Annotated in this window: 23 protein-coding genes; 10 read left to right on the top strand and 13 right to left on the bottom strand. The window is 42.6% G+C overall.

The genetic code is table 11. The features are described 5' to 3' along the window. The first annotated feature begins 402 nt into the window (after positions 1-402). Entirely contained in the window at positions 403-1,086 is a 684-nt protein-coding gene (locus M2132_RS00510; RefSeq protein WP_280670210.1) for a ComEA family DNA-binding protein, read from the top strand. A 10-nt stretch (positions 1,087-1,096) separates the two neighbouring features. On the opposite strand, the gene recG is transcribed toward M2132_RS00510, so the two are convergent. Beyond that, positions 1,097-3,193 (bottom strand): ATP-dependent DNA helicase RecG, encoded by a 2,097-nt coding sequence (gene recG, locus M2132_RS00505; protein ID WP_280670208.1) that lies wholly within the window; start codon positions 3,191-3,193, stop codon positions 1,097-1,099. 88 nt (positions 3,194-3,281) lie between these two features. Between recG and M2132_RS00500 the strand changes: the two genes are divergently transcribed. From M2132_RS00500 to M2132_RS00465, 8 genes are all read left to right on the top strand, one after another. Further along, complete coding sequence (locus M2132_RS00500; RefSeq protein ID WP_280670206.1) at positions 3,282-3,764, top strand: DNA-deoxyinosine glycosylase; 483 nt, start codon at positions 3,282-3,284, stop codon at positions 3,762-3,764. 209 nt (positions 3,765-3,973) lie between these two features. Then, positions 3,974-4,903 (top strand): J domain-containing protein, encoded by a 930-nt coding sequence (locus tag M2132_RS00495; RefSeq protein WP_280670204.1) that lies wholly within the window; start codon positions 3,974-3,976, stop codon positions 4,901-4,903. Positions 4,904-4,915: 12 nt separating this feature from the next. After that, positions 4,916-5,218 carry a chaperone modulator CbpM gene (locus M2132_RS00490; RefSeq protein ID WP_280670202.1) on the top strand — a complete coding sequence of 101 codons (303 nt, stop codon included), beginning with the start codon at positions 4,916-4,918 and terminating at the stop codon, positions 5,216-5,218. A 94-nt stretch (positions 5,219-5,312) separates the two neighbouring features. After that, positions 5,313-6,602 (top strand): serine dehydratase subunit alpha family protein, encoded by a 1,290-nt coding sequence (locus tag M2132_RS00485; protein WP_280670200.1) that lies wholly within the window; start codon positions 5,313-5,315, stop codon positions 6,600-6,602. A gap of 194 nt (positions 6,603-6,796) precedes the next feature. After that, positions 6,797-7,546 (top strand): head GIN domain-containing protein, encoded by a 750-nt coding sequence (locus M2132_RS00480; RefSeq protein ID WP_280670198.1) that lies wholly within the window; start codon positions 6,797-6,799, stop codon positions 7,544-7,546. A 651-nt stretch (positions 7,547-8,197) separates the two neighbouring features. Further along, positions 8,198-9,532: an FISUMP domain-containing protein gene (locus M2132_RS00475; protein ID WP_280670196.1), complete on the top strand. Its 1,335-nt coding sequence runs from the start codon at positions 8,198-8,200 to the stop codon at positions 9,530-9,532. A gap of 50 nt (positions 9,533-9,582) precedes the next feature. Further along, positions 9,583-9,969 (top strand): hypothetical protein, encoded by a 387-nt coding sequence (locus M2132_RS00470; protein WP_280670194.1) that lies wholly within the window; start codon positions 9,583-9,585, stop codon positions 9,967-9,969. A gap of 45 nt (positions 9,970-10,014) precedes the next feature. Beyond that, positions 10,015-11,013 (top strand): hypothetical protein, encoded by a 999-nt coding sequence (locus M2132_RS00465; protein ID WP_280670192.1) that lies wholly within the window; start codon positions 10,015-10,017, stop codon positions 11,011-11,013. Between the two features lie 109 nt (positions 11,014-11,122). Here the strand turns inward: M2132_RS00465 and M2132_RS00460 are convergent, their stop codons facing one another. From M2132_RS00460 to def, 12 genes are all read right to left on the bottom strand, one after another. Further along, positions 11,123-11,389, bottom strand: coding sequence for a DUF4834 family protein (locus M2132_RS00460; RefSeq protein ID WP_280670190.1), 267 nt, complete (start codon positions 11,387-11,389; stop codon positions 11,123-11,125). Between the two features lie 99 nt (positions 11,390-11,488). After that, on the bottom strand, positions 11,489-12,214 hold the full coding sequence (locus M2132_RS00455) for a phosphatidylcholine/phosphatidylserine synthase (protein ID WP_280670188.1): 726 nt from the start codon (positions 12,212-12,214) through the stop codon (positions 11,489-11,491). A 13-nt stretch (positions 12,215-12,227) separates the two neighbouring features. Continuing rightward, positions 12,228-12,893, bottom strand: a complete 666-nt coding sequence (locus tag M2132_RS00450; RefSeq protein WP_280670186.1) for a phosphatidylserine decarboxylase family protein — start codon at positions 12,891-12,893, stop codon at positions 12,228-12,230. A 92-nt stretch (positions 12,894-12,985) separates the two neighbouring features. Beyond that, entirely contained in the window at positions 12,986-13,921 is a 936-nt protein-coding gene (locus tag M2132_RS00445) for a ribose-phosphate pyrophosphokinase (protein ID WP_280670184.1), read from the bottom strand. Positions 13,922-14,019: 98 nt separating this feature from the next. After that, positions 14,020-15,708 carry an alpha-amylase family glycosyl hydrolase gene (locus M2132_RS00440; RefSeq protein ID WP_280670182.1) on the bottom strand — a complete coding sequence of 563 codons (1,689 nt, stop codon included), beginning with the start codon at positions 15,706-15,708 and terminating at the stop codon, positions 14,020-14,022. A 21-nt stretch (positions 15,709-15,729) separates the two neighbouring features. Continuing rightward, complete coding sequence (locus M2132_RS00435; protein WP_280670180.1) at positions 15,730-16,548, bottom strand: patatin-like phospholipase family protein; 819 nt, start codon at positions 16,546-16,548, stop codon at positions 15,730-15,732. A gap of 119 nt (positions 16,549-16,667) precedes the next feature. Further along, positions 16,668-17,144: a CvpA family protein gene (locus M2132_RS00430; RefSeq protein WP_280670178.1), complete on the bottom strand. Its 477-nt coding sequence runs from the start codon at positions 17,142-17,144 to the stop codon at positions 16,668-16,670. A 97-nt stretch (positions 17,145-17,241) separates the two neighbouring features. Beyond that, positions 17,242-17,403: a 50S ribosomal protein L34 gene (rpmH, locus tag M2132_RS00425; protein ID WP_280670176.1), complete on the bottom strand. Its 162-nt coding sequence runs from the start codon at positions 17,401-17,403 to the stop codon at positions 17,242-17,244. 111 nt (positions 17,404-17,514) lie between these two features. Beyond that, on the bottom strand, positions 17,515-19,227 hold the full coding sequence (locus M2132_RS00420) for a SulP family inorganic anion transporter (RefSeq protein WP_280670174.1): 1,713 nt from the start codon (positions 19,225-19,227) through the stop codon (positions 17,515-17,517). 31 nt (positions 19,228-19,258) lie between these two features. Further along, entirely contained in the window at positions 19,259-20,419 is a 1,161-nt protein-coding gene (locus M2132_RS00415; RefSeq protein WP_280670172.1) for a TlpA disulfide reductase family protein, read from the bottom strand. Between the two features lie 174 nt (positions 20,420-20,593). Beyond that, on the bottom strand, positions 20,594-22,327 hold the full coding sequence (locus M2132_RS00410; RefSeq protein WP_280670170.1) for a phosphoenolpyruvate carboxykinase: 1,734 nt from the start codon (positions 22,325-22,327) through the stop codon (positions 20,594-20,596). A gap of 142 nt (positions 22,328-22,469) precedes the next feature. Next, positions 22,470-23,057 (bottom strand): peptide deformylase, encoded by a 588-nt coding sequence (gene def, locus M2132_RS00405; RefSeq protein ID WP_280670168.1) that lies wholly within the window; start codon positions 23,055-23,057, stop codon positions 22,470-22,472. Between the two features lie 210 nt (positions 23,058-23,267). On the opposite strand from def, the gene purD reads away from it, so the two are divergent. Then, the gene (gene purD / locus M2132_RS00400) at positions 23,268-24,539 is read left to right on the top strand and encodes a phosphoribosylamine--glycine ligase (protein ID WP_280670166.1); all 1,272 of its coding nucleotides are present in this window, start codon (positions 23,268-23,270) and stop codon (positions 24,537-24,539) included.

Raw genomic sequence — 24,539 nt, 5'->3', positions numbered from 1 at the left:
AGTGCTTTGTTTGACGGTTCTGATTGTATTTCTGCGACAAATGGAGAAAACTTGTGTTTAACAATCTGGATTATTCGAGGATTGATTTTACTTTGTATCATTAGCATAATTATGCTATTAATTTTCAGAAAGCGAATTTTGAAATGATTTGTATTTCCTCTTAAAAACATTTAGTTTTTCACCACTTTTATCATTTACTCCAAATAAAATATACTCCTATCGGCAAATGGTCGATCATTATTTTGCTCCCGTTGGCTTGTTGCATTATGTGTAAATAGAAATTCTCCTAAAAGATTATATACACACTTAAGCTTAAAACATAAAAGTTTTAGAGAGAATATGTATGCTGTGAGTATTATTTTTTAATTTTAGGCTGCAATAAAAATATCTTGTTTGTGGCATATGAAATGGAAAGACTTTCTGTATTTTCGCTCGAAAGAAAGGGTTGCGGTGATAGCTCTTCTTATCCTTATTTTTCTTTCGGCAGGAGTCTATTTGTTTGCCGGACTATGGACAGATAAGAGTCGGCCCACTGACGATAAGAAAGCTCTTGCTGAATTCGACGAATTTCAACGAGATTTGCAGCCGGTATATTATCTGAACGGAAATAGCGAAGCTCCTGACCAACTACCATCAGATAGAGAAGCCTCAGACAACAAAGAAAAATCAAAGGGAAAACTCACAGAAGGACAGACCGTAGACCTCAATAACGCAAATGTGGAAGCCCTGAAACGCATTCCGGGTATTGGCGATGCATTTGCAAAGCGTATTCTTGACTACCGCAATGCTTTGGGTGGTTTTGTAAGCTTGGAACAGTTGAAGGAAGTAAAAGGATTTTCCGATAAAAAACTTGGTAAATGCGCATCCTATATGTGCATTCGCAAAAAGCATAAACAAATATCGGTCAATTTACCGTCTTTGGCTCGTTTGCAAGCACACCCTTATTTGTCAGAGAGGCAAATAGAAAGCCTCAGGCAGTATTTGAAAAACGGAACAATCGGCTCGATAGACGACTTGCAGGCTTTAGATACGTTTTTAGACAAAGACGTCATCCGTTTAGCTCACTATTTGAAGTTTGAGAAATAGTCTGCAATTTTCAACTGATTAGCCCCCAGTTGTAGCGGTTGCCCGAAAGTTTGCGGAGTTGATGTTTCAGTATTTGATTGTCGGGGTGTTCCAGATTAGGGTCTTTTTCAAGTATTTGCTCAGCTACCTGACGGGCATAAGTCAGTATTTCGCCATCACGAACAATGTTGGCAATTTTCAGGTTAAAAGCTACACCACTTTGTTGTGTGCCTTCCATATCGCCGGGGCCGCGCAGGCGAAGGTCGGCTTCGGCAATTTCGAATCCGTCATTACTCTCAACCATAATGTCGATACGCTTCTTTGTTTCGGCCGATAGTTCGTAAGGAGTTATCAGTATGCAGAACGACTGGTCGGCTCCACGCCCCACGCGTCCACGCAGCTGGTGCAGTTGCGACAACCCGAAACGCTGCGCGCTTTCAATAACCATCACCGAGGCATTAGGCACGTTTACGCCAACCTCTATTACGGTTGTTGCCATCATTATCTGCGCCTCGTTATTCACAAAAAGCTGCATTTGGGCGTCTTTCTCGGCAGGCTTCATCCGTCCGTGTACTTTACAGACGGTATATTCGGGGAATACTTCTTTTATATGCTCGTAACCATCCTCCAGATTTTTAAGGTCGAGGGCTTCGCTTTCCTCAATCAGCGGATAAACGATGTACACCTGCCGCCCTTCCTTCAACTGTTTGCGAATAGATTGGTATAAAGCTCCACGCCGTTTGTCGTATTGATGAATGGTTTGTATGGGTTTTCTGCCCGGGGGAAGTTCGTCAATTACCGAAACATCCAAATCTCCGTACACGGTCATAGCCAACGTGCGGGGTATGGGGGTGGCGGTCATTACCAGAACATGAGGGGGGATAGTGTTTTTTGCCCACAATTTAGCCCTTTGGGCTACCCCGAAACGATGCTGCTCGTCAATGACAACGAACCCCAGATTTGCAAACCGCACCGTGTCTTCTATCACTGCATGTGTGCCTATCAGTATCTTAACATCGCCTGTTTGTAGACCGAGATGTATCTCCTCGCGTTTCTTTTTCCGTGTCGATCCTGTGAGCAGTTCAACACGAACATCCATTCCAAAAAGAAGCTCACAAATGGTCTGATAGTGTTGAGTTGCCAATATCTCGGTAGGCACCATCATACACGCCTGAAATCCATTATCTACGGCTATCAGCATCAGCATCAGAGCTACAAGTGTTTTTCCGCTACCCACATCGCCTTGCAGCAGGCGGTTCATCTGTTTGCCGGTGACCATATCGTGCCTTATTTCGCGGATGATGCGTTTTTGGGCATTAGTCAGTTCGAAGGGTAAATTCTTTTCGTAGAAAGTATTGAAACTATTGCCTACTTGCGAAAAAACAAAGCCTTTTAACGAGGCATTCCGTTTAGCCACATACCGGAGTATATTGAGCTGGATATAAAACAATTCTTCAAACTTCAACCGGAATTGTGCCTGTCGCAACACGGACGGGTTCAAGGGTTGATGTATATTCCGCAGGGCTGTTTTCAAATCAATGAGGTTAGCCTCCCGTATCACTTCGGGCGGGAGGGTTTCATGGATTTGTCCTGCTGCGAACTGGAGTGATGAGCCAATTATTTTTTGCATTGCCTTCGAGTTGAGGTAATGCTTTTTCATCTTCTCGGTAGTGTTGTAATATGCCATCAACCCCGTTAGGTTTTGCTGATCGCTTACATAACTGTCTATATCGGGATGGGCTATATTGAACTTATTGCCATAAAGGGTAGGTTTGCCAAAAACGATATAAGGCATATTGGTACGGTATTTTTCCTGTGCAAATTTAAGCCCCTGAAACCAAACCAAATCAATAAAGCCTGTGCCGTCGGTAAAGTGAGCTACAAGGCGTTTGCGCCGTCCTTCGCCAACCGTTTCGAAAGCCGTGATACGCCCTTTAAGTTGAATATAAGGCATATTGCCGTCAATTTCGTGAATATAGTATATACGGCTACGGTCTATGTACTTATATGGGAAATAGTATAACAGATCTTCGACCGAAAATACTTCTATCTCTTTGTTCAGTATTTCGGCACGTTTAGGACCTACACCTGTCAGGTATTTTATATCTGTTTGCAGAACATTCGCCATATCTATCAAGGGCACTTTAAAGCAAAACAAATATATGAAATGTAAAACAGTTTCTTACTATCTTTAGTGCCCGAAGCGTAAAAGAAACATGAAGAAAGCATTTCCTCCGATAGTATCGCCTCATTCCCAAATACTGGTTTTAGGCACTATGCCCGGCGAAGAATCGCTGCGCAGACAACAATATTATGGGCATCCCAACAATCAGTTCTGGCCGATAATGTTTGCTTTGTTTGAAGAACCTTTGACGGACGATTATCAGAAAAGAATAAACCTACTGCACGAAAAACGGATTGCCCTGTGGGATGTATTGGCAAGCTGCGAGGGAAAAGGCAGTGCCGATTCCGATATACGAAACGAAAAGGCAAACAATTTCTCCTCGTTCTTTGCTTCATACCCCCATATTCGCCATGTGTTTTTTGCCAGCAAAAAAGCCGAAAGCTTTTTCAACGAATATGTAGGCAAGCAAGAAGGCTTTGCTTACACAACCCTACCCTCGCCCAGCCCGGCAAACGCACGAATGTCTTTGCCTCAGAAAATTGAAGCATGGCAAGTTATCTTGAAGTCTTTATAATCTGCTTTCTCCTTCAGGAAAAGCCTTAAAAGTAATTCTATTTATGTAGAATTCTATATAAAACAGAATATAACCGGTATTAATATAAACATCAATCCCTATATTTTTGTTATATAATAAACAGAATACCTATATGCCTCTAACTAATGGCATAATATAGGCCTGTGGCATAACAATTGCACCGTACAAAAAAAGCAAAACGATTCAAAATGGCATTCATCGACTATTATAGCATACTGGGATTAGATAAAAACGCGACTGCCGCCGACATAAAAAAGGCATATCGCAAATTGGCCCGTAAATATCATCCGGATTTGAATCCGGACGATAAGGAAGCTCACAAAAAGTTTCAACAAATAAATGAAGCGAATGAGGTATTGAGCGACCCTGAAAAGCGGAAAAAATATGACGAATACGGAGAGAATTGGAAGCATGCCGAAGAGTACGAAAAAGCCCGTCAGCAACAGCAGCAAAATGGTGGATTTGCCGGCGACTTTGGCGGATTCGGTGGGGGCAGTTACTCGTTCTCGGGCGATGACGAAGGGTTCTCCGATTTCTTTGAATCGCTATTCGGAAATCGTGGTGGTGGCTATTCGTCTCAAAGCGGACGGCGTCAAGCGGCTTATAAAGGGCAAGATTATACCGCCGAACTGTATCTTTCCCTACGGCAGGCAGCACAAACCCACAAGCAAACGCTGGATGTAAACGGTAAAACCATACGCTTCACCGTTCCGGCAGGGGTGGCCAACGGGCAGGTTATAAAGCTACCTAAACAAGGAGGAGCAGGAATGAACGGAGGTCCCGCAGGCGACATATATATTACTTTCGTCATCGACGAAGATGCTGTATTTAAGCGTGTAGGCGACAACCTATACCAAACCGTAACGATAGACCTCAACTCTGCCGTTTTAGGTGGAGAGCATACCCTCGATACGCTCAACGGTAAAGTAAAACTGAAAATAAAAGAAGGTACACAAAACGGGGCAAAAGCACGCCTCAAAGGAAAAGGTTTCCCTAAATACAAAAAGGAAAACGAATTTGGCGATTTAATAATCACCTATTCGGTAAAAATACCGACCCATCTATCGGCCCAACAGAAAGAATTGTTCAAAAAATTCGCCGAATTTAATCCCCTTTAAAAAAGAACAACCATGAATACGGAATTAATCATAATAACAGAATATTGTAAATACAATACAATAGAGCCGCGATTTCTGAAAATGCTGCAAACGGAGGGGTTAATAGACATTGTAGAAAAAGACGGTGCCGAATACCTGCTCTCGTCGCAAATTGCTATCCTCGACCGCTATTCGCGTTGGTATTACGATTTGTCTATCAACATAGAAGGGATAGATGTAATACAGAATTTGTTAGATAAAATAGACAATCTGCAAGATGAGATAAACAGTTTGAACCAGAAATTGCAAATGTTTGATAACGAATTGCTTTTTTAACTCTCCGCACACCTAAGAAAGAGTATCGGATTGCCTCTTCCTTTTTTGTTTTTTTGTTAGCTTTGCACTGTTTTGTCTAATTACAACAAAAAAGATGGATCAAGCTGAAAGAACTCAAATTATACAACTTATACAAAGCGAAGTTGTTCCCGCAATAGGATGTACCGAGCCTATCGCCGTAGCCTTGTGTGTAGCTAAAGCTACCGAAACACTCGGAAAAACACCAACCTGTATAGACGCGCACCTGAGTGCCAATATACTTAAAAACGCAATGGGCGTAGGTATCCCCGGAACAGGCATGATTGGGTTGCCGATAGCAATAGCACTGGGAGCTTTGGTTGGCAAATCGGAATACCAACTCGAAGTATTGAAAGACTCTACCCCCCAAGCCGTTGAACAAGGAAAAAATTTAATCGAGGCAAAGGTTATAGATATATCCCTTAAAGAAGGAATAACAGAAAAACTTTACATAGAAATCACCTGCAAGGCCGGCAACGATTCGGCAACCGCTGTTATTGCCGGAGGGCACACCAATTTCGTGTACATAGCCAAAAACAACGAAGTGCTACTCGACGAACGTACTCCCTCGCAAAAAGAGGAAACGGAAGAAGCCCCCTTACAGTTGTCTATGCGCAAAGTGTACGATTTTGCCATGACCGCCCCTCTCGAAGAAATCGATTTTATTATGGAAGCGGCACGTCTCAACAAGGCGGCGGCCGAAAAATCATTGCAAGGCAGCTACGGGCACAGTCTGGGTAAAACCTTATGCAGTCCGCTTGAGCAGGAAATAATGGGCTGCACTGTTTTCACCAAAATGCTATCATACACCACTGCGGCATGCGATGCCCGGATGGCAGGGGCAATGATACCCGTGATGAGTAATTCGGGCAGTGGAAATCAAGGTATTGCCGCAACCGTTCCGGTTGTAGTGTTTGCCGAAAAATACAGTAAGTCTGACGAAGAGCTTATCCGTGCCCTCATCCTGAGCCACCTTACCGTAATTTACATAAAACAAAGCTTGGGTAAACTTTCGGCTCTGTGCGGTTGTGTTGTGGCGGCCACAGGTTCGAGCTGCGGAATCGTTTACCTGATGGGAGGCGGATATGAACAGGTCACTTTTGCCGTGAAAAACATGATTGCCAACCTTACCGGTATGATTTGCGACGGAGCCAAACCCAGTTGCGCGCTCAAGCTATCGACAGGCGTATCGACGGCCGTTCTTTCGGCAATGATGGCCATGGAAGAAAAATACGTAACATCGGTCGAAGGCATTATTGACGGTGATGTAGACCAGTGCATCCGAAACCTAACCCTGATAGGATCGCAAGGAATGAACGAAACCGACAAGGTTGTTCTGGATATCATGACTCACAAGTGCATGTAAAATCATTTTTTCTGGCCGCTGCCAAAGAAAAAGTGTTACTCGCTTTGTCATTCTGAGTGAAATGAAGAATCTCTTTCCGGATGTTTCCTATCGTCAGTATGACAAATGTATAGTATAAATAAAGGTATTGATGTTATAAAATTTTGTTCGATTCGTCATATCAAAAAAGAGGTATTATCTAAAATCTGTTTATTATGAATACAAAATCTGCACATTTCTTATTTATACTGCTGTTTGCTGTCTTATTACAAACATCATGTACTATCACAAAAAACAATAACGACACTCAAAAAATAAAAGGAAGCGGTAAAATAGTCAGCCGTGAATATACCATATCAGATTATGACCTTATTGTATTAGAAACAGGAGGACAGCTTATATACGAAAAAAAGACGGAAACTGCCCCTTATATACGGGTAGAGACCGACGATAACATACAGCCGGAAGTAATCGTAAAAGTGCATAGAAAAACGCTTACAATCGACATGCATCCTTCTTCGGATATACGCCCAACGCGGTTCACTATCTATACAAATTCCCGGTCTTTACATGAAGCGGTGATAAAAGGCTCGGGCAACATTCTTCTGAAAGGCCCTATGTACACCGAATTCTTAGGCTTGCTTGTGGAAGGTAGCGGAGATATAAAAGCTGAAGAACTGCAATGCCAGGAAACCAATATGAAAATTGCAGGTTCGGGCGATATCGAACTCAGCGGAAAATCGCGAAAGCTAACCTGCGTTATAGAGGGCAGTGGAGACATGAATCTCTTCGATTATGAAAGTCAAACAGCCCAATGCTTCGTTCAAGGAAGTGGAGATATCAAGGTAAACGTTACCCAAAAACTAACCGCAGCCATAGAAGGCAGCGGAGATATACTATACATAGGAAATCCTGAAAACGTGCATAAAAACATAAAAGGTTCGGGTAGCATAAAGCAACGGTAAGTACATCACTGTCGGGGCAAAATACGGTCTGCCTATTTTTAACTTCTTTTCATAAAAGTTCTGTTTTTATAGTTTTGTATTTGATTTTTATCGTTATATTTGCATCCTGAATATCGAATTGAAACAATGAAAGGCCAATACATAACGATTTACAATCGAATTTTTGTTATCCAAGAATTTGGATGGTGTTGTTATTTTATTAGAGAGAGAGAGAGAGAGAGAGAGAGAGAGCCTCACATAAACCACAACTAACAAAACTACATTCTTTACCATCTTTTATTATACAAATAATAAAGACTTATTTCTTTATTTTATCGTGTAATAAAAAACGTGCGTGCACGCATCATATTATACCAAATAATTTTATCAATAAAAATATCCGGATAAATTTTTTCAGAAAAGTTTATCCACCCTTTCTGTGCCATTACTTCAACCAAAAGATAAAGAAGAAGTGGCCATTCAAGACTAAGTACGGGGCATTCTGTGCCTCATTATTATTTTGCCTTTTAATTTATTCGATTGTCCTGCCGTTTGCGAAAATAGCAGGTAGTCTCTCTATTAATTAAGCCCGGCATAGAGCCCCGTACTTTTTTTTCTGAAAATGGATATAAAAAAACATTACTAATATAACAGACATGTAACATCAATTTTATGAAAACAAACAGACACACAAAACTGAGCAAACGAAAGCTACCGCTTTTATTACTCTTTGTAACGTTATTTTTGAGTCCTGCATTTAGGGCTCAGGTAACCATTGGTTCGACAGAAACTTCTAATCCCGGATCGTTGCTCGACCTGAAACAAACGCAAACCACCGGAGTTAACGCTTCGCGCGGACTGGCTATGCCTCGCGTACAATTGAGCGATTTGAAGAAGCTAAAGATGGGGGAAAATGAAATAACCGACACCGAGGATGGCGGCGAACAATATGAAAAACATATCGGGTTATCCGTTTACAACCACAAGGACGATTATTGTAGCCTCGATCCTATCTACAAAGGATTGTATGTGTGGAATGGAACCAAATGGCAATATATGGGAAAAGGGGTAGATGCGGACAATGCAGACGAAGTTAATACCTTTACCGATAATCGGTCTCAGTTGAATGGCCCACAAACTTATCGCTACCGTGAATTCTTCGATGCGAACGGCGTCAGCGTTGGCGAATGGATGACCGAAAATCTGCGGTTTATTCCTGCCGACCCCAACGATCCTAACTATCTGCATACGGCAGAACGTCAACCCATTATTGTTGACGGGAATGGTAAGCAAAGCGTTAATACTACTAAATGCTGGGCTTACCCTTGGGAGGAGTCAAGGAAATATAGCTCTCCCGGCTTGTGGATATGTCCTTATGACAAGGTGAAGGCTACAGAAGAATGGAGTCCTCGTAACGGCATACTCTATAATTGGTATTTTGCTGCTAACCGTAAGCATGATAATAAAAAAGAAGGTCAGGGAGATGAACAAGAAAGTGTGGCCGTAGTTCACCAGGGCGTTTGCCCTGATGGTTGGCATTTGCCCAGCGACAGGGAATGGAACGATCTGGAAGAAGCTATTTACAATAACCCTACACCTTACAGTTGGTACGAAACAGACTATAATTTTAATCCTCCTACATGGGATGGTGCAGAATGGGAAAAAATTTATTATGGTTTAGTTAATCGAGGATCTGACACTGACCAAGGACACGGGTTGGCTATGATTTCGGAATGTTTTGGAGTTGGCGAAGGGGAATACAAAGGAAGAAGCCTTTCTGCGGCTCAGGGTGGCTTCGATATTCTTATTGTCGGCTCTGCCGCTGATGGCGAATCTCGAGATTATGGCCGCTACACACAGTTTTGGACGGCCAGTGCGCACAGCAATGGCAATTCATGGCGACGACAGTTTTTTACAGGTAGAACGGGCGATGGGGATTCTCAGAAAGTAATGCGTGGCACCGCTGGGCGTTATGGTCTCTATACAGTCCGTTGCAAAAAAGATTAATATTGTTCGACCCAGAAAACAGAACTAAATAAAACATTATACAAAAACATATGAAACTAAAACTTACACTCATTCTTACCTTGATGCTTTTTGCCATCCTATCGGCGAAAGCACAGGCAACCATAGGTACAGACGAAAGTCCTGTTCAGGGCGCTCTACTCCAACTGAAAACCGAGAAGGGCATTACTGACGATAATTCCAATGCAGACAAAGGGCTCCTTTTGCCACGTGTCATCCTCACATCGCTTACGGCAAGTGGTAGCGATATAGCGACAACTATAAACGGTGCAACCGGTCCTTGGGACAAGGACAAGCATATCGGATTGGTGGTTTACCACATTGGCGGTAACAGTATAGACCCCGGAGTCTATGTATGGAACAAAGATGAAAACGATGTTTACCAATGGCTGGCTGTAAAACTGACTCCGCCCAATTAAAAACGGGTGCCAACTATAAACACAAAACAATATGAAACAAAGATTATGAAAAGCTTAAAATATATAAAAATACTTCTACCTGTTGTTCTATTCTTTAGTTTTGCAGGGATGAAAGCCCAGGTAACTATTGGGCAAGACCAGAAAACCGAAAAAGGCGCCATACTCCAACTCAAGGAGAAGGCAGGAACGGATGCTAATTCTACCCGTGGGCTACTGATGCCAAGGGTTAATCTACTAAAAGAAACCGGTGCTAACATGTTGGCTACAATGGAAGGAGCCGATACCGGTTGGGATATGACGGCACATGCCGGCCTTTGGGTATATAACACCAATACGGTGTTGGCCGAAAACATCTGCCCCGGGCTATATTGTTGGCTCGGAAACCGTTGGTTGCGCATGCATGAACCGTGTACTCCCCCTCATGAACCGTGTACTCCCCCTTGTGGAACTACAAACAACAGTCATGCCTCCGACATAGCTGCTCTTAAAGAAATATATAACAATAATCCGGGTAATACCCTCAACTGGAATTTCGACACAGAGAGTTTTGGTACGGACGGTATAGGTAACCCTTGCGTCAAGTGGGAAACCGACGAATGCGGTGAGAAACGGTTAATATGGCTGTATATTGGAGATAGTCAAATTTCTTCGCTTGACGGTATTGAGAAACTTTTAAAGTTAGAGCATCTGAGCATTTTCGATTTGCCGTTGACCAGCATAGATGTTTCCCAAAATAAGAACCTGACCCTTTTGGATGCTCAAAGGATAGATGGGCTGGGTTATATCGATGTAACCCAAAACCCAAAATTGGAAGTACTTCTTTGTGAACGAAGTGCGATAACCAGCCTTGACGTCTCTCAAAATACAAACCTGAAGCATATTGAATGCCAATCAAACGAACTTATACAATCAGAGTTGGATAAATTTCTCGAAAATCCGGCCTATTGTTTAATAAGTAAGTCTAAAAGGAAAGTTATTCCTCAACGTTATGTAGGTAATCCTAATAACCCTGATCCTTCGATAGTTGAACCTACTTGCCCTTAATCAGGAAGTATTTAGACTCTCAACAAATAGCAGAGAAACACACTATATACAAAAACACCGCAGACTAAACCTAACAGTTTGCGGTGTTTTTATATTATTATATGGCATATTACTGCGAGCTGTCGTTTACGTCTTCGTAGTCAACGTATTCTCCTTCGTCTTTTCGGAATATTTTCTTCTGCGAATGAGAATCTGCCGTATCGTTATGTGAGGTATTGCTGTTGTATCTCTGTTTTGAATTTTGTTTCGATTGATTGCCGGTATTGGGTTTCCCGAAAAGAAAACGTAGTATTGCCGAAATAATCTGCCCTCCCGCGGCAAGAATAGCCACAAAAAAAGCAAGAATAAGAAAAAGTATAAATACAATAAAAGACATATATCTGTGTTTACAGGCTTTTTTTGCCTGATATTCGTAAATAAAAAGCTAATATCGAACCTCTTCGGGAGAGGATAAGACAGTTAGTTAACACTCGTTTTATTGGTTTTGTTCACCTCCATGAGGCATCCTTGCGTATTCTGTCACAGCAAGAACTATATAGAACAGTATTGTTATGGCCAATGCCCAGGCAGGAGCCAAAATAACGGAAATAAGCAAACATAAAATAAGCAAATATCTGGATTCGTTCCCTTTCAGCCCAAAGCTTTTAATTTTCAGCGAGAACATAGGCAATTCTGAAACCAGAAGCAGCGAAAACACCATAACAAGAGCCAAAATCAAGAATAAAACCCAATCGTACCGCCCTGTTACCTGTGTATGCAACCCATAGCAAAAACTAATCCAAAAAAGGGCGTTGGCAGGAGTGGCCAACCCGATAAACGAAGTTGTTTGCCGTTGGTCTATATTAAACTTGGCAAGCCTGATTCCGGAAAATACCGCCAACAGGAACGCAAAATAGGGTACATAGCCGTGCAGGGGATACAATAAAGATGCTTCGGTAATATTATCCGACAGGTAGCGGAACACCATCAGAGAAGGAGCCATGCCCGAGGTAACCATGTCGGCCAGCGAATCCAATTCTTTCCCTATTGCTGACGGGGCTTTGAGCAAGCGAGCCGCAAATCCGTCAAAAAAATCAAAAACGCATCCCAACAAAACAAAAACAACAACCAATCCGTATTCCCCGCCAAAAGCCATCACACAGGCTATACAGCCCGAAAATAGGTTTAAGCAAGTCAACAGATTGGGAATATGTTTTTTCATCCTTTCCTTTTTTCTATTCTATCGGCAGTTCGGCTATCACCGTTTGGTTGCCCGTCACTTTCTGATCCATATCCACAAGCACCTTTGTTCCCACGGGCAAATATACATCCACGCGCGAACCGAGCTTAATGAAACCAAAATGCTCGTCAATATGTGCCTCTTCGCCTATCTCGGGATAGGTTACTATGCGGCGCGCCATAGCACCCGCCACTTGTCTTACAAGCACATCTACATCGTTTTCGCGACGGATAACAACGGTAGACCGTTCGTTTTCCGTGCTCGATTTGGGCAGGTAAGCCGCCTTGAAGCGCCCGTTGTGATGCTTCTTGACAATAACCTTGCCATTTACCGGAAACCAGTTTGCATGCACATTGAAAGGCGACATGAAGATAGAAACCTGCAAACGGGTATCTTTAAAGTATTCGGGCTCAAAAACTTCTTCGATAGCAACAATCTTGCCATCGGCAGGCGCCACCACCGAGTCGCGCATATTCCCCGTAAAACGCCGGTACGGGCTTCTGTAAAAGTTCAAAACAATCAAGAAAAATACCACTGATGCTGCAAGAACCAAATAATTAATAAACTCTATCCTACAAAAGTAAAACAAGCATCCATTAATAATGGCAAGCAGAGTTATGAGTATGCCCAAAACATCACGACCTTCATGGTGAACTTTCATATCATGTAAATTTATTTTGCATCGTTTGTTTAGAATGATGCAAAAATATCTGTTTTTATGTATATATACAAAATGTAGCGGACAATTTAGGGCTACATTACATATAATGAGCTGATAGACTCATTGTTATATACCCTCTGAATAGCTTTGGCAAAAACATCGGCTACGGAGAGTATCGTTACTTTTTCGCATTTTTTAGAATAAGGAATACTGTCTGTAAACAGCATTTGTGTAAGGCTCGACTGGTCTATCCTTGTAGATGCGGGGTCTGACATTACGGCATGGCTGGCAATAGCCCTCACCGAACGGGCTCCGTGAGCCATCATCAAATCGGCAGCTTTGGTTATCGTGCCGGCTGTGTCAACAATATCGTCAACCAAAACAACATCCATACCTTCCACATCGCCAATTATTTGCATTTCTGAAACCTCGTTGGCTTTTTTACGCAGTTTATAGCAAATAACCATCGGTATACCAAAGTATTTGGCATACGAACTGGCTCTTTTTGTACCTCCCACATCGGGGGTTGCCATAACAAGATTTTCTTTATCGAGCGTGTCAATATATTCGGTAAATATAGCCGATGCGTACAAGTGGTCTACCGGAACATTAAAGAACCCTTGTATCTGGTCGGCATGCAAATCCATTGTAATAAGGCGGCTGATTCCCGCCGCGCTGAGCATATCGGCTATCAGTTTAGCTCCGATAGACACACGGGGTTTATCTTTACGGTCTTGGCGCGCCCATCCAAAGTAAGGAATAACGGCCACTATCGACTTTGCCGATGCTCTTTTTGCAGCATCAATCATCAGAAGAAGCTCCAATAAATTATCCGAATTGGGGAACGTTGATTGCACCAAAAACACATCGCGTCCGCGGATAGATTCTTCGTACGAAACCGAAAATTCGCCATCGGCAAAGTATTCGATGTTCATATTTCCTAACGGACAACCAAGGCTGTTGCAAATTTTTTCGGCAAGATATCGGGAATTTGTTCCCGAAAAAACTTTGAAAGGAGCTCTTTCCATTTATTTCTTCTTTTGATATTATAATAATATGTGTAAATAGACTTTAAACCCCACAAAGGTATAAAATAGTTCACGAACTTTCAGAAAGGTCGGTTCATTTAATCACTTAAAAACTTAATAATCTTCCCGGAATATGCTTTAAGCCTAACTTCATAAGCCGATAATAAAGGCTCTCCGACAGGCTCTTGTCCGTCCCACATCAGTTCCTTGTCCGGCTTCAGGCTTCGGGGATCGATATTGAAATAAGCATAAGCTTCGGCAGGAATATTTATTTTCAGGCGAACGTCCTTATCGTCGAAATTGACAACAACCAACAGCAGTTCTCCTTCGCTCGCCCGCAAATAAGCAAATTGCTTGGATGGGTCGAAATGTTCGTTCCGGTAATTTACATACATAAGGTCGTAGAAACCGCCTTTGCTGATAGCCGGTTCGGTGTTGCAGACCGACAGTACCCTACAATAAATCGTCCGTAAAGACTTCTGGACATCGGTCAGTTTTTCGGTATTACATTTACCCCCGTTATACCAATTACGGACGCTCTCGACCGACCAATAATCGAAAATTGTAGTCCGCCCGTCCATACCGCTAAACCCTTCTTTGTCCATACCCCGTTCGCCAAGCTCCTGCCCACAATATGCCATAAAAGGGTTTGTGTTCATCGTGGCCGAAACTATCAGTGCAGGGATAGCTTTGCGAGGGTCGCCGGCAAAAAAATCGGAAGCGATGCGCTGTTCGTCGTGGTTTTCCAAAAAGTTCAGCATCTGCAAGTGCGACTCGCCCAAGCTTTGCCAACAGGCTGTAAGGTCCGAAGCTGGCCGGTGTCCGCATACCACTCCCCGCAGGGTATCGTAAAGCCCCACCTTGTCGTACAAATAATCAAAACGTCCCGATTTGATAAAGCCCGCGTATTCGCTCGGATTATATACCTCGGCAATGAATATAATATCTTTGTGTTTATTCTTTACTTTACCTATTACCCAGTTCCAAAACTCAACAGGAACCATTTCTGCCATGTCGCAACGGAAGCCGTCTACACCCTTCGATGCCCAGAACATCAGTATGTCGTACATCTTATACCATGTGTCGGGTATCGGCGTAAAGTATTTTGTGTGCCCGTTAAGGTGATCTACTCCGTAGTTCAGTTTAACGGTTTCGTACCAGTCGTTTGCGGTAGGAGTGCTGTCAAAACGGTCGTTACCGGTTGCCTTTGCCGGCGATTCGTGATACGTTTCCTGCGCATCGGCAGGGAGAAAATCCAATCGTAAATCGTGGTTGGGGATATAATAGAAATTATTGTCGGGCAAGAATGTTTTTGTGGTATCATCCTTTGTGCCCAAATCGTCAACCTTTCGGGGCTTTCTGTCCGAACAATACTGGCGGGCAACGTGGTTGGGAACAAAATCTATGATAACTTTCAAATCGTGCTTATGTGTCCTCGCAACCAGTGCTTCAAACTCCTGCATACGATTTTCGACATTGTCAGCCAAATCGGGATCTACGTCGTAATAATCCTTTATGGCATAAGGCGAACCGGCATTGCCTTTCACTATGGAGTCATTATCTTTTTGTATTCTGTATTCCGAATAATCGGTTTTTGTGGCATGCTCAATCACCCCTGTGTACCAGATATGCGAAAATCCCATTTTCCTTATTTCCGAAAGCGCCTTCGCCGAAAAAGAAGAAAACTTGCCTACCCCGTTTTCATCCTTCGTTCCATTCTCTTTATTTGTGGAGCAGGTATTACCAAACCAACGTGGAAATACTTGGTATATAAGAAATTTTGCCATTGCCGATACTTTTCTTGGTTATTATTTTTTTGTGCTTTTCGCTATCGAAGCATTTTCTTTAGTACCCTCAATCTTTTGTCCTAATGCTTCTATGGCTATGTCGTAACCTATCTTTATTATTTCGTCGATATGGTCGAGGCTGAACATCGCAAATTTCGATACATCTGTCGATTCAATCAGTATGTCGCAAAGTTTGCGGTCGCCCATGGTATTGCCTATCGACATGTAATGATAGGTGCGTTCCGCAATATGGATCATCGAATTGCGGTACTTTTCGTGCGTCAGAGGGGTTACATTCACTCCTATCACTTTTTCGCACTCTTGCCGTATAACCGAAACCGGAAAGTTACGGAACAACCCTCCGTCTACGTAATGTCTGCCCTTTATTTCTTTTGGCGTAAAGATAATGGGGAAAGAACACGAGGCAACAACGGCGTCAATGACCGGCCCTTCGGAAAATACAACGCTCGTACCCCGTTCAATATCGGTAGCTACAACACGGAGTGGAATATTCAGCCCCTCGAAAGTTTTAGCACGGAGATGCTTCTTCAGAAAATCGTAGATTCCGTCACTTTTAAATATTCCCGCTTGGGGGATAGTAAATTTGGCAAACTCCTTAAACCCTTTATTCTTAAAAAGCTCGGCTATTTCCATCGGGCTATATCCGTCGGCATACAAAACACCGGCCAAAGCCCCCGCGCTCGTCCCCGATATTATGTTCGGATGGATATACCTTTCTTCCAGAGCCTTCATCACCCCAAGGTGCGCAAAGCCCTTAGCCCCTCCACCACTAAGGGCAAGACCAAGTTTATGTTTCCTTATTTCTTCTTTTTTATCCATAAGGATGATTGATTATTAAATTCTTATCAAACCACGAAGGAAGCCGTAATACAACAAAATTAACAAAAATATAATTTATTCTGCCCTATCGGAGCAAATAAAAAACACCTTCAACACTCTTAAAGTTTAAGGTAAGGGACAATTATTGATGATATTTTTGTGATGTAATGAAACGAAACGGAGTTTTCTTTAATCTGGGGTGTCATCAGTTTTTCGTCACCATCCATTTGTATAAGCAGGTTTAAGGCTATACTGAAAACGAATAAGTATTTGAGAGCACAAAAAAACGCTCCCGCCAATTTGTTAGGAATACCAAGCATCATTGCGTCCACAAGCGTGTTTATCAGCTTACCGGCAAATATCACACCTACCATGATGAGCCCGAAGGCAATAGTAAAAGATGCTATACTAAGCACGTTGGCCGACGACGATGCCCCATCCAGATAGGGCAATATGAACTCCGCAACCTTACCCGCAAACAAAGCCCCCAGCACAACTCCGGCAAGGGTGGCTATTTGCGTCACAAACCCCGACATAAAGCCTTTTACGCAGGCTACGGCAAGTATTACAAGAATCAAAGAATCGAACCAAATCATAACACCAAAGGTATATATACAACAAAAGTAAGAACTTCTGGTGTGAAATCCTTACTTTAGTTTGCAAAAGCAAAATATCTTCTATTATTTGGCTTACTTACTTGTTAGTGCCCAGATATTCGTCCGACACAGAAAGTTTCTTTCTGCCTTTACCACGGCGTGCCGCAAGCACTCTGCGACCGTTTGCAGTAGCCATTCGAGAGCGAAAACCATGTTTGTTTTTTCTCTTTCTGTTTGATGGTTGGAAAGTTCTTTTCATCGCTATATTTTAATTTTCTTTGTTATGATTCTTTACAAAACAGGGTTGCAAAAATAGATAGTTTATTTCAAATATACAAATGTTGCGGGCGAATATTTCCTGCAAGTTCATTTATTCAGCCTTTTCAGGGCTTGTTTCGTTCAATATATCTTTCGCTCTGCTCAAAGCCGAATTAATATTCGGGCAAACGTTTTCTTTGCCCAAAAGTGTATCAAATCCGGCTCTTTCCAGCACTTGCCTTACTTCGGGTATTACCCCCGAAAGAATTATGACAATGCCCTCGCGTCTCGATTTTTTACACAGGCTTTCCAGATTATGTACACCCGTGGAATCTATGAAAGGAACCCGCCGCATACGGATAATACGGATTCTGGGGCGGTCGCCTATCGAGCGCATACTTTCTTCAAATTTATTGGCTATACCAAAAAAGTATGGCCCGTCTATCTCGTACACTTCCACCCCTTTGGGGATTATCAGATGCTCTTCGGTTTGCAGTTTGATATCTATCTCGGCATTGGGGTCTATGGCATCTTTAATGAGCGATATTTTTGTTGTTTCGGTAACCCGGCGCAAGAAGAGAAGAAATGCCAGGAACATGCCTATCTCTATGGCTATCGTCAAATCGAAGATAACGGTCAGCAGGAATGTTATAACAAGCACAAGGATATCCGACTTAGGATTGCTGAACAATGCCTTGAACGACCGCCACTCACTCATATTGTAAGCCACTATAACCAATACCCCTGCCAAACAAGCCATCGGGATATACTGCGCCAACGGCATCAGCAACAGCAGTATTAACAGCAACACCACCGCATGTATGATGCCAGCCACAGGGGTACGCCCCCCGTTGTTTATGTTGGTCATTGTGCGGGCTATGGCTCCCGTTGCGGGAATACCTCCAAACAAAGGGGTTATAATGTTTGCCGCTCCTTGGGCTATAAGTTCGGTATTGGAATTATGCTTGTCGCCAATCACCCCATCGGCTACCGTAGCCGACAGCAACGACTCTATCGCTCCAAGCAAAGCAATCGTGAAGGCCAACGGGAACAAGCCTTTTATCGCCTCCCAATTCAGATTGGGAATTTCGGCTTCGGGCAGTTCCGCCTTGATTGTGAAGCGGTCGCCTATCGTTGCTATGTTGGTTACGCCCGCATATTCTTTCAGCAGATACACAAGCACGGTAATTACTATGATAGCAACCAGCGAACCCGGTATTTTTTTCAGAAACTTAGGAGTGAAAACAATTATCAATATACTAAGAATACTTACCGCTGTGTTAGCCCAGTTAATGGAGCCGATATGCTTGAAATAAAGAGCCCATTTGCCAATGAAATCGCCCGGTACTTTTTCGCCTCCAAAGTCCAACCCGAAAAGGTCGGCTATCTGTGTTGTGAATATCGTGAGGGCTATACCACTCGTAAAACCCACAATAATGGGATAAGGAATAAATTTGATAACCGCCCCCAGCTTAAACACTCCCAGTAGGATAAGTATCACCCCTGCCAGTATGGTAGCCACAAGCAACCCTTTTATTCCATACTGCGGATTAGCCACAATGCCATACACGATAACGATGAACGCCCCCGTAGGACCCCCAATCTGGACTTTGCTACCCCCCAGAAAAGAAATAATGAACCCGGCGATAATTGCCGTGATAATACCCTTTTCGGGCGTTACACCCGATGCTATACCGAACGCTATTGCCAGCGGAAGGGCTACAATGCCGACAATAATACCTGCCATCAAATCGGCAAAAAACGTCTCCTTCGAATAGTCTTTCAGAGAAGAAATAATTTTCGGTTTAAAATCAATCAATGACATTTTTTCTTTGTTAATTCTTTATTACTTTTATTTATTGCTTTACTATTTCGTACAATTTCGCACTGTCTTTCTTATTCCCTATTTCTAATGTTTCGGCTCTGCCGTCCGGATGCACCAACAGAGTATAAGGCACTCCCTTCAGTCCATATCGCTCTCTCATGTAAGGCCTATTATCGCCTATAAACAGGCTTCGCCACGGTATGGATTCTTTTTTCATGAGTTTTACCCAACTGTCTTTTGTTTTGGGCTCGTCTTGCGAGAGGTAAACGATATCCAGATTATCCGACAAATCGTTGTGTATTTCTTTTAGTTTAGGAATCAGTTTATGGCAAGGCACGCACCACGAAGCAGAAAAAACAATCAGGTTATATTTTCGGCTATTGGCAAGGATGGGCTCCACTATTGTGGTGTCTTTTGTTGTTGGTAAAGAAATATTTTCGAACCGGAAGTAAGAAAGGTACTGACCTATTTTACTGCCAAAATAAGAGTTCTTGTTTTCTTCCGAAAAACAATCATAAATCTTTTTTACATCTTCTTTTGAATTATAAAACCTAATATCCCCCCCCTTTATAAGATTTGCAGCAAGAAATTTTGAATCAGGATATCGTTTTGCTATTTGTATGTATTGAGGCAAAACATCCGTATAACACAAACTTTCTCCCATTTCAGGGATGACGCGACCGAACCGTGGGAAAAGCATCCGTATTTCCAGTTCGTCACCTTCTATTTCGCTGTAAGGTATTAAGAAGATATCTTCAACTTCGGTCATTATAACAGGTTCTTGCTTTTCATCCTCCCCCAGCACTTTATTGATTTCTGCTCTCCGGATATAGTTGCCCCCAATTATTTTCTTCTTCTCCATCGGGAAAAAAGAGGAAACGGTCATAGTATCATTTAAAACAACGCTGCCAAAAACTATTTTATGATTAGTAATTGGTTCTTTGTTATAATCTTTAGGTATCAGACAGAAGCCTGTAATAGATTCATAAATATTGGCAGGAATGGAAAAACGCCAACAACCATCTATGTTTTCACCTTTCGTATCGAAGCGTGTTCCGTTATAGCGTTCGGCCTTCAATTCTATCTGTTCGTATTCTTTTCCTTTAAGCAGAAAATCCAATTCTACATTCTGAGCCGCTAACCCCAAAGGGAATAGTAAACCAAACAGTGTAAACTTTAATAATTTTATCATAACACTTATATTTTAATGTCTGATACAGATATATTTCTGCGATTTCACTAAAAAATCACAAATTCACAAAATTACACAAAGAAAAACATATGCAAGACTTTTAGGCACGAAAAAACGGGACTGCCTAAAAAGTATAGGCAGCCCCGAGAGTTTTTATCCTTAAATTATCATCTCTTACTCGTTTATGAGGTTGAACAGTTCTTCGGCAGCCATGCGTGGCCCTTCCTTCGATTGCCCTTCGATAGCCAGACCGGTATGTATTTCGCCAATCTTCACTCCATTCTTATTCATTGCTTTAAAATAGTGTTGAACAAGTTTCTGTGCTGTTTTTTTCTCTTGCACAGCTCCAAACGGATTAGCAAAATAAGATGTCACCAAGCCTGTTTCGGAAGTTGTGCCTTTGGCACGGCGCGCACCTGTTTCAAAAACCTTGATGGCTTCGTCCAGATTATCGAAAAAACTTATCTTCTTCTGGCTTTCGCTATAATTGTTGGCATAGAGCATATAGTCAACCTTATAACCTTTCGATATGACCTGGTAGGTTGAAATAGGGATTGTAACCCGGGCATTAATTTTATCGGGATTTGTATAAATACCCCTGTCGTATTGCTCAAAGGCATAAGTAGGGTCCAAATCGTCGGTACGCACAAAAGCGCCTATCTCTGTTCCATAGCCTTTTATGGAGCCGTCTTTTTCTTCTTTCAGGTAGCCCATATCGTCAAAGATAACACGCATGTGGCGGATATAGCTTTCGTTGAGCGAACGGAAGGCTTCGAGGCTTTCCGATTTGCCGGCACCGCTGTCGCCTATGATAACGATATTTGCCTCTTTCCCGTTTTTAAGCAGAACGTTAACCATGGCGCCATGTATAGGCAGATGCTCTTTTTCCATCTGCTTGATGTTGTGGAGGGTAAGCAACATCTTTTTCATATACCCGAAATAATCGATATCGTCGCAATAGTTTGCATAGCCTATCATGATATCGTTTTTCTTGTCCTTGTAATAGAAAATACGTTTTTCCTCGTATCCGTCGGGATATCCAAACACGTATATCATATCGGGTTTGCGCCCGTTGTATTCGCTCTCGGTGGCAAGCTCAAAAAGATTGGCCAACCCCAAACCATGGTCAATGAAATCTTTATGGAAATATACGAACGTCAGCATACTGCCAACCCATGCCGGAAACACAAACCACTCGTCGTCGTTAAGTATTATCCTATTGAGAGGATTGGATGTATGTTCTTCAAAAATACCGCTGCGGGTGTTACGCTTTGTGTAGGTAATGACCGGAGGATTAAACACTATGGAACTGATAAAGGGTACTGCCGACAATCCGTTGTACTCCATCGGGCAATTCCATTTCACATCATTGAGTGTCAATCCCGCGATTGCCCCTGCCGACAGTTGCCTGTATACACGATGGCGGTAGCCTACCACTGTTTCGGCTACACGGCGGTATATCGAAAGAATCAGTTCGTTAAACAGGTCGTTTGCCTGAATAAAGCGCACATTCTGCAATCCATCTCCCAATTGAGAGTTGCGCACAATAGTAATACGCTGAAGTTGACGCCAATACGAATAAAGCAACTCTATGAGTTCAATAAACAAGTCTTTATCTTCAAGAAAAACCGAGTAAATGCTGTTCACCTTCAAAACCTCGTCCGTTTCGCAAACATTGAGCAGCTTAAAAAAGTCTATCAACGAATTGGCTAAAGTTTCATCGTCTTTGAAGGTTTCGATGTAATAGTTATAGATTATCACCTCGTCTTTTTTCAGTTTATGCTGAATAAAGCTTTCGATGACCCGTTTAAAACCATAACTGTTCATCATTTTCTGACGGGTATCGCAATACTTCAGGGTGAAGTTAATCATTGCTTTGCCTCGGCCAATCGTAAATTCTTGTTGCATGATAAATTTTGTGAATATTTGATTCTCCTATTTTTGAGTATCGTGTTATTACTGATTTGTGCTTATTCTGTTCTAATATCTTATTTTGAATTTCAAAAGTACAGAATACCTTTAAACAATCTCCTTTAAATGTTCTTAATTTTTACTTTAAAATACTATTGGCAGGAAAAGCTTGTTGTTCCTCCTCTTCGGGGGTCGGAACCAGTCTGTCGGTAAACAGTATTCCTTGCAGATGGTCGTATTCGTGTTGGAAGATAACCCCTGTGTAATCGTCGCCCCTGCCTCCGGCATGCAGCCGTTCTTTGTGCAGGCTGCCATCCTGATCGGTATACTCCACGTCTACCCAGCGGTAACGAAGGCTTGTTCCGTTAAAATCGGGTATCGACAGGCAACCGTCACCCTCAAAATCCATCGTTTCGTCCGAGTGGGCAACGATGCGGGGATTGATTGCTACCTGAACCGGATATTCAGGCCTATCGAGCCGGGTAAACAGAAAAAGATTGCGCCCAAGACCAACCTGAGGTGCGGCAATGCCTATGCCGTTTTCCTGTTCCATTGTCAGTTTTAGCCTTTCTATAAAAAAATGCAGGTCTTTATCTGCCTCTATGTGTTCTATATCTCTGCACTGCCGGCGCAGGAACAGGGCATCAGCCTCGTCGGTAACAAGCAAAACCCTGAACGGGGTTTGGGCGGTTCCGTTGTTTATAAGTTCTATTTCTTCTTTGGTCATATTGGTTTTATTTTGAAAGGAACACAATGCAAAAGCGCACAGTGTCAGCAACATAAATCTTTTCATTACCACAGTTAGGTTATTTGTTTCAAAAATACAAATAATGCCACATAAAATATATTTTGAGCACGAAAACATCCCTTCCGGCAACTTAAAATAACAATCGTTATACTATCTTTGCAGCAACCGGAGAAATTTTAAAATAAAATCATGAATATACTATTGCTTGGCAGCGGAGGCCGCGAACATGCGTTGGCATGGAAAATAAAACAAAGTAAAAAAGTTGAAAATCTTTTTGTTGCTCCCGGAAATGCCGGGACGGAAACCTTAGGGGCAAATGTAGATATAAAACCGACGGACTTCCCTAAAATAAAAAATTTCGTGCTGGCCAATAACATCAACATGGTGGTGGTAGGCCCAGAAGACCCTTTGGTTAAAGGCATTTACGACTTTTTTACCGGCGATGGTCAGCTTTGCCATATTCCCGTTATAGGCCCTTCAAAGAATGGCGCGCAACTTGAGGGCAGTAAAGACTTTGCCAAGCAATTCATGAACCGCCACAATATACCAACCGCCCGCTACGAAAGCTTTACACTCGATACGATTCAGGACGCTTACACTTTTCTGGAAACTCTGAAAGCCCCCTATGTACTGAAAGCCGACGGACTGGCGGCAGGAAAAGGAGTGCTTATTGTTCAGGATTTGGACGAGGCAAAAAAAGAATTGCATGCCATGCTGAACGGGATGTTTGGGAAAGCAGGAAATACAGTCGTTATTGAAGAATTCCTTTCGGGTATAGAATGCTCGGTATTTGTGCTTACAGATGGTCATTCGTGTAAAATATTGCCCGTTGCCAAAGACTACAAACGTATTGGCGAAGGCGATACGGGACTGAATACAGGCGGCATGGGGGCGATATCGCCCGTATCGTTTGCCGACAAAGTTTTCATGGAAAAAGTGGAGCAGCGCATCGTTATCCCAACCATTAATGGTTTGCGGAAAGACAACATCGAATATAAAGGGTTTATCTTCATTGGGCTTATGGCCGTAAACGGCGAACCGATGGTTATAGAATATAACGTCCGCATGGGCGACCCCGAAACGGAAGTCGTTATGCCCCGCATAAAATCGGATTTAGTAGATTTACTTGAGGGTGTAACCTCCGGCACTTTAAAAAATAAGGAACTGGAGATAGATAACCGCTATGCCGTAACGGTAATGCTTGTTTCGGGCGGCTATCCGGGCGATTATGAGAAGGGAAAGCCGATTAAAAACGCCGATACCGTTACCGACAGCATACTGTTCCATGCCGGAACCCAAAAGCAAGACGGGTGTTTGCTTACCAATGGGGGGCGCGTTATTGCCGTAACATCTTATGGACAAACCAAAGACGAGGCTTTGAGTGTATCGTTCCGCAATGCGGATAAAATAGATTTTGACAAAAAATATTTCAGAAAAGACATCGGGTTCGACCTAAAATAA

This window comes from Dysgonomonas sp. PH5-45, assembly GCF_029893235.1.
Taxonomy (GTDB): Bacteria; Bacteroidota; Bacteroidia; order Bacteroidales; family Dysgonomonadaceae; genus UBA1309.
This window is presented reverse-complemented; position numbering and strand designations above follow the sequence as displayed.

Bases quoted from the DNA above. Each gene is read 5' to 3' on its own strand.
- recG (WP_280670208.1), bottom strand. From the start codon at position 3,193: ATGGCGAATGTTCTGCAAACAGATATAAAATACCTGACAGGTGTAGGT.
- M2132_RS00475 (WP_280670196.1), top strand. From the start codon at position 8,198: ATGAAAACAAACAGACACACAAAACTGAGCAAACGAAAGCTACCGCTT.
- M2132_RS00500 (WP_280670206.1), top strand. From the start codon at position 3,282: ATGAAGAAAGCATTTCCTCCGATAGTATCGCCTCATTCCCAAATACTG.
- M2132_RS00480 (WP_280670198.1), top strand. From the start codon at position 6,797: ATGAATACAAAATCTGCACATTTCTTATTTATACTGCTGTTTGCTGTC.
- M2132_RS00495 (WP_280670204.1), top strand. From the start codon at position 3,974: ATGGCATTCATCGACTATTATAGCATACTGGGATTAGATAAAAACGCG.
- M2132_RS00465 (WP_280670192.1), top strand. From the start codon at position 10,015: ATGAAAAGCTTAAAATATATAAAAATACTTCTACCTGTTGTTCTATTC.
- M2132_RS00410 (WP_280670170.1), bottom strand. From the start codon at position 22,327: ATGCAACAAGAATTTACGATTGGCCGAGGCAAAGCAATGATTAACTTC.
- M2132_RS00490 (WP_280670202.1), top strand. From the start codon at position 4,916: ATGAATACGGAATTAATCATAATAACAGAATATTGTAAATACAATACA.
- rpmH (WP_280670176.1), bottom strand. From the start codon at position 17,403: ATGAAAAGAACTTTCCAACCATCAAACAGAAAGAGAAAAAACAAACAT.
- M2132_RS00445 (WP_280670184.1), bottom strand. From the start codon at position 13,921: ATGGAAAGAGCTCCTTTCAAAGTTTTTTCGGGAACAAATTCCCGATAT.
- purD (WP_280670166.1), top strand. From the start codon at position 23,268: ATGAATATACTATTGCTTGGCAGCGGAGGCCGCGAACATGCGTTGGCA.
- M2132_RS00460 (WP_280670190.1), bottom strand. From the start codon at position 11,389: ATGTCTTTTATTGTATTTATACTTTTTCTTATTCTTGCTTTTTTTGTG.
- M2132_RS00440 (WP_280670182.1), bottom strand. From the start codon at position 15,708: ATGGCAAAATTTCTTATATACCAAGTATTTCCACGTTGGTTTGGTAAT.
- M2132_RS00435 (WP_280670180.1), bottom strand. From the start codon at position 16,548: ATGGATAAAAAAGAAGAAATAAGGAAACATAAACTTGGTCTTGCCCTT.
- M2132_RS00485 (WP_280670200.1), top strand. From the start codon at position 5,313: ATGGATCAAGCTGAAAGAACTCAAATTATACAACTTATACAAAGCGAA.
- M2132_RS00470 (WP_280670194.1), top strand. From the start codon at position 9,583: ATGAAACTAAAACTTACACTCATTCTTACCTTGATGCTTTTTGCCATC.
- M2132_RS00510 (WP_280670210.1), top strand. From the start codon at position 403: ATGAAATGGAAAGACTTTCTGTATTTTCGCTCGAAAGAAAGGGTTGCG.
- M2132_RS00420 (WP_280670174.1), bottom strand. From the start codon at position 19,227: ATGTCATTGATTGATTTTAAACCGAAAATTATTTCTTCTCTGAAAGAC.
- M2132_RS00450 (WP_280670186.1), bottom strand. From the start codon at position 12,893: ATGAAAGTTCACCATGAAGGTCGTGATGTTTTGGGCATACTCATAACT.
- def (WP_280670168.1), bottom strand. From the start codon at position 23,057: ATGACCAAAGAAGAAATAGAACTTATAAACAACGGAACCGCCCAAACC.
- M2132_RS00415 (WP_280670172.1), bottom strand. From the start codon at position 20,419: ATGATAAAATTATTAAAGTTTACACTGTTTGGTTTACTATTCCCTTTG.
- M2132_RS00455 (WP_280670188.1), bottom strand. From the start codon at position 12,214: ATGAAAAAACATATTCCCAATCTGTTGACTTGCTTAAACCTATTTTCG.
- M2132_RS00430 (WP_280670178.1), bottom strand. From the start codon at position 17,144: ATGATTTGGTTCGATTCTTTGATTCTTGTAATACTTGCCGTAGCCTGC.